At 69.7% G+C, this 4,805-nt stretch carries 5 protein-coding genes and 1 pseudogene; 2 read left to right on the forward strand and 4 right to left on the reverse strand.

Going from position 1 to position 4,805, the window contains the following annotated elements; genetic code table 11:
* A pseudogene (locus tag DI573_RS13940) lies at positions 1–63 on the reverse strand (50S ribosomal protein L21); the annotation flags it as partial.
* Positions 64–344: 281 nt separating this feature from the next.
* Here DI573_RS13940 and DI573_RS13945 point away from each other — a divergent pair.
* Positions 345–620 carry a DUF4031 domain-containing protein gene (locus tag DI573_RS13945; RefSeq protein ID WP_292815533.1) on the forward strand — a complete coding sequence of 92 codons (276 nt, stop codon included), beginning with the start codon at positions 345–347 and terminating at the stop codon, positions 618–620.
* Between the two features lie 42 nt (positions 621–662).
* On the opposite strand, the gene DI573_RS13950 is transcribed toward DI573_RS13945, so the two are convergent.
* A complete protein-coding gene (locus DI573_RS13950) occupies positions 663–3,209 on the reverse strand; it encodes an Rne/Rng family ribonuclease (RefSeq protein ID WP_292815536.1) in 2,547 nt (848 codons plus the stop codon).
* A gap of 305 nt (positions 3,210–3,514) precedes the next feature.
* Here DI573_RS13950 and DI573_RS13955 point away from each other — a divergent pair, with 305 nt between their 5' ends.
* On the forward strand, positions 3,515–4,120 hold the full coding sequence (locus DI573_RS13955) for a vitamin K epoxide reductase family protein (RefSeq protein ID WP_292815539.1): 606 nt from the start codon (positions 3,515–3,517) through the stop codon (positions 4,118–4,120).
* A 19-nt stretch (positions 4,121–4,139) separates the two neighbouring features.
* Here DI573_RS13955 and ndk read toward each other — a convergent pair whose 3' ends face one another.
* Together ndk and DI573_RS13965 are read right to left on the reverse strand one after the other, a co-directional pair.
* Positions 4,140–4,556 carry a nucleoside-diphosphate kinase gene (gene ndk / locus DI573_RS13960; protein ID WP_292815541.1) on the reverse strand — a complete coding sequence of 139 codons (417 nt, stop codon included), beginning with the start codon at positions 4,554–4,556 and terminating at the stop codon, positions 4,140–4,142.
* A gap of 1 nt (position 4,557) precedes the next feature.
* On the reverse strand, positions 4,558–4,805 hold a 248-nt coding region (locus DI573_RS13965; protein ID WP_292815544.1), incomplete at its 5' end, for a DUF4233 domain-containing protein.

A 4,805-nucleotide genomic window follows, 5' to 3' on the forward strand; every position in this document is an offset into this window, starting at 1 on the left:
GACGATGGTGCCGACCTCCACCTTCTCCTGGCGGCCGCCGGCGCGCACTACTGCGTAAACCACTTCACACCTGTTTTTCTCTGGGGAGCCCGGGCGGGCGCCTTCTGTCTGGAGAGCTGTTCGGCTCCGTTATGTGGAGAGCCGTACGACTCGGGATGTTCACGGGAAGCCGCGGCTTCGTCGAGCGTGGTGCGGAAGCTAGGCTCTTGTCGCGCCGCGCACACGAGGTGGCGGCACGTGACGCACCAAGGGTCGAGTCTACCCGATGCTCACCCCGGTGGCAAAAGCGGCCCCCGGGTGTCCTGCACGGGATGCTGCAGGCACAGGCCGCTTAGAGTGACGCCATGGCGATCCTGATCGACACCGCACGCTGGCCCGCCCACGGCCGCCTCTGGGCGCACCTGATCAGCGACGCGACCCTCGACGAGCTCCACGCCTTCGCCGCAGCGCACGGCATCCCCCGTCGAGGATTCGATCTCGACCACTACGACGTCCCCGAAGACGCCGTCCCCCGCCTCATCGCGGGCGGGGCACGGCACGTCTCGAGTCGGGAGATCGTCTACGCGCTGCGCGACTCGGGTCTACGGGTCACCGCGCGCGAGCGTCGCTCCCAGGCCTGAGCACCCGGCGCCTGAGCGCAGGATGATGTCAGCGGATGCTGCTCACTCGTCCGCACCGGGCATCGTGACCGGGGTGCCCGTGAGCACACCCGTCGACACCCGCCGGCGGGCACGCCCCTGGCCCGGCGCCTTCGGCTCGGGCAGTGCCTGCAGCACCGACTCGAGAAGCTGCTGCTTCTCCGTCCGCGGCGCGCCCTGACGCTCCGCGGCATCGGAGCCGGAGCGATCGGATCGCTCGCCACCGGGCCGATCGCCGCGCTCGCCGCCGCCCCGCTCGCCGCGCTCGGAACGCTCGCCGCGCTTGCGGCGCTTCTTGGGCCGATCCCCCTCCGGCGATCCGCCGGGACCCTCCGGAAGCACGATCGTGATGGCATCGGCCGTGACGGTGGCCGATGCGGCTTCGGCGGCAGCATCCGCTTCGGGTCCGTGGCCGAGCGTGGACGCGGCGATCTGCGCGAGCGCGGACTTGACGCCCTCGGTGATGACGTGGGTGCCCGACGTGGCCGGAGCCGCCGACGAGGGCTGGGCCCCGCCGCGAGAGCGACGGTTGGAGCCGGTTCCGCCTGAGGGCTGCGCCGACCGGTGCTTGACGACGGGATCGTGATGCACGATGACGCCGCGCCCCGCGCAGACCTCGCAGGCCTCGCTGAAGGTCTCGAGCAGACCGAGGCCCAGCTTCTTGCGGGTCATCTGCACCAGGCCGAGCGAGGTGACCTCCGCCACCTGGTGCTTGGTCCGGTCACGGCTCAGACATTCGATGAGCCGGCGCAGCACGAGATCGCGGTTGGATTCCAGCACCATGTCGATGAAGTCCACGACGATGATGCCGCCGATGTCGCGAAGGCGCAGCTGACGGACGATCTCTTCGGCCGCCTCGAGGTTGTTCTTGGTGACGGTCTCCTCGAGGTTTCCCCCGGACCCCACGAACTTGCCGGTGTTGACATCCACGACCGTCATCGCCTCGGTGCGGTCGATCACGAGCGAGCCGCCCGAGGGCAGCCACACCTTGCGGTCCAGGGCCTTCTCGATCTGCTCGGTGATGCGGAACTCATCGAACGGGTCGTGGTCGCCGGAGAAGGCCTCGATCCGCTCGAGCAGGTCGGGCGCGACGGATTCGAGGTACGCCTCGATGGTGCGGTGAGCCTCCTCGCCCTGGATCAGCATCCGCGAGAAGTCCTCATTGAAGACGTCGCGCACGATCTTGACGAGCAGGTCGGGCTCGGAGTGCAGCAGTGCGGGTGCCTGCACGTGATCCACCTGGGCACTCACGTGCTCCCACTGCGTCATGAGTCGACCGACATCGCGGGTGAGCTGATCCTCGGTCGCCCCCTCGGCGGCCGTGCGCACGATCACTCCCGATGACTCCGGGAGCACCTCCTTGAGGATGCGCTTCAGGCGCGCGCGCTCGGTGTCGGGGAGCTTGCGCGAGATGCCGTTCATCGCGCCGCCCGGCACGTACACGAGGTAGCGGCCCGGGAGCGAGATCTGGCTGGTCAGGCGCGCTCCCTTGTGGCCCACCGGGTCCTTCGTGACCTGCACGAGGACCTTGTCGCCGGACTTGAGCGCCAGCTCGATGCGCCGGGGCTGGTTGCCGGTCTCGACCGAATCCCAATCCACCTCGCCCGAGTACAGCACCGCGTTGCGACCGCGGCCGATGTCGACGAAGGCCGCCTCCATGCTCGGAAGCACGTTCTGCACGCGGCCGACGTACACATTGCCGATCAGAGAGGCGTCCTGGTTGCGCGCGACGTAGTGCTCGACGAGCACGTTGTCCTCGAGCACGGCGATCTGGATGCGCCCGTTCTTCGAGCGCACGACCATGACACGATCGACGGCCTCGCGGCGTGCGAGGAACTCGGCCTCGGTGACCACGGCGCGGCGGCGACCGGCTTCGCGACCGTCCCGACGTCGCTGCTTCTTGGCCTCGAGCCTCGTCGAGCCTTTGATGCGCTGCGGCTCGGTGATCATCTCGACCGCGCGCGGCTGCCGCACCTTGACGACGGTGCCCGGGTCGGTCTCGCTCGGTGCATCCTCGCCCGCTCGGCGGCGGTTGCGACGACGGGAGGATCCCTGGCCGCCACCCTGCGGCGATGCGTCGGCGGCGGGCTCTTCCGGCAGGGCGGGCAGCGCAACGATCTCGGGCGCGTAGAAGTGCAGCTGCGTCGACACCTGCGAGACGAAGGTCTCGGGCAGCAGCCCGAGCGCCGCGGCGGTCAGGGGGCCGGGCTCAGGGTCGGGCTCTTGGGACGCGGCCTCCGATTCGGGATCGGCTGCCGCAGACACGGCATAGGTCGACGCCGGCTCCGCCTCGGGCTGGGCCGGCTGCTCGGTCGCGGTCGACTCCGCCTGCTCGGGCTGGGCCGGCTGCTCGGGCTGGGCCGGCTGCTCGGGCTGGGCCGGCTGCTCGGGCTCCGCCGCATCCTGCTCAGGCTGCTCGGGAGCAGCGGGCTCGGGCTGCGCCGCGGCCGGGTTCTGCTCTGGCGCGGCGGGCTCAGCCGCATCCGCGGCGACAGGGACGGCGCCCTGCTCTAGCGGCGCATCCGGGGTGTTCTGGTCGTTGCGGTCGAGGTCACTGTTCTCATCAGCCATTGCTGGCGCACTCCCTGCGGGCGACAGCCGCGCGTCGCCCGGCGAAATCTCGTGCGGCTCCGCACCTGCGGTGCCGCGAACTCACTCGGTCTGCAGCAGGCCCGTGGCTCGTGCTGCGAAGGGCAGTCATCGCCCGAAGTCTTCGTCGATGCGGATCGCGGCGCGGCCGCGGGTGCATCGATGAGTCATTATCGCATCATTCGACGCGAATCGTCGTCGCGACGCCGCCGGCGCGGCCCCGGCACCGGATTCTCACGGTTGCCGCGGGCAGGTTGCACGCACCGCCGGGTGCCATAATCCCACTCATGCCGCACGCCGCTCAGACGCACACCCGCCCCACGACGCTCGCGGTATGGCTCATGATCGCGGGTGTCATCGGCTGGTATGCGGCCTTCGCGCTCACGCTCGAACGCTTCGAGCTGCTGGCGGATCCCGACGCGATCCTGTCCTGCGATTTCAGCGTGCTCGTCCAGTGCCGCGCCAACCTCGAGTCGTGGCAGGGCAGTGTCCTGGGTTTCCCCAACCCCGTTCTCGGCCTGACGGGGTGGGTCGCGCCGCTCGTCGTCGGCGCCGCACTCCTTGCCCGGGCGCGCTTCGCCCGGTGGTTCTGGTGGCTGTTCGAGCTCGGCATGACGCTCGCCATGGCGTTCGTCATCTGGCTGATCTTCCAGAGCATCTTCGTGCTCGGCACCCTGTGCCCGTGGTGCATGGTGACGTGGGCCGTCACTCTTCCCACGTATTACGCCGTGACGCTGCACGTGCTGCGCTCCGGCATCCTGCCCGCCCCCGCGTCGGTGCGCCGATCCGCGCAGACGCTGATGGGCTGGATCCTGCTGCTCACCGTGGGCAGCTACGCGATCATCGCCGTGATCGCGCAGCTGCGCCTCGATGTGCTGGGCAGCCTGTTCTGACGGAGGCCGCGCTCCTCGCTCAGCCGAACCAGATCTGCAGCTCGCGCTCGGCGGACTCGGTGCTGTCGGAGCCGTGCACGAGGTTCTGCTGCACCTTGAGGCCCCAATCGCGGCCGAAGTCGCCGCGGATGGTCCCGGGGGCCGCGGTCGTGGGATCGGTCGTGCCCGCGAGCGATCGGAAGCCCTCGATGACACGGTTGCCCGCGAGACGAATGGCGACGGAGGGGCCCGACATCATGAACTCGAGCAGCGGCTCGTAGAAGGGCTTGCCCTCGTGCTCCGCGTAGTGGCGTTCGAGACGCTCACGATCGGGTTCGACGAGCGCGAGGTCGACGAGCGCGTAACCCTTGCGCTCGATGCGCGCGAGGATCTCGCCGGTCAGGCCGCGGGCGACCCCGTCCGGTTTGACGAGCACGAGAGTCTCTTCGGTGGCCATGTCATTCTCCTTCCGGCTGCGCGCGGCGTGCGCGTGCCTCGATTCGCGGTCCTTGGATGGTGGCGAAGGCCCACATGCCTCCGAAGATGAGGGCGATCAGCAGCATCGCCGGCACGAGGAACGCCGACAGCGCCACGATCGCCTGCAGCACCCACCCCGTGACGATACCCGCTCGGGTGTGCACGAACCCGCTGGTGGCGAGCATCAGCACGGCCACGAGCGTCCCCCCGACGATTCCCCACCACGGCT

This window comes from Microbacterium sp. (assembly GCF_003248605.1).
Lineage (GTDB): Bacteria > Actinomycetota > Actinomycetes > Actinomycetales > Microbacteriaceae > Microbacterium.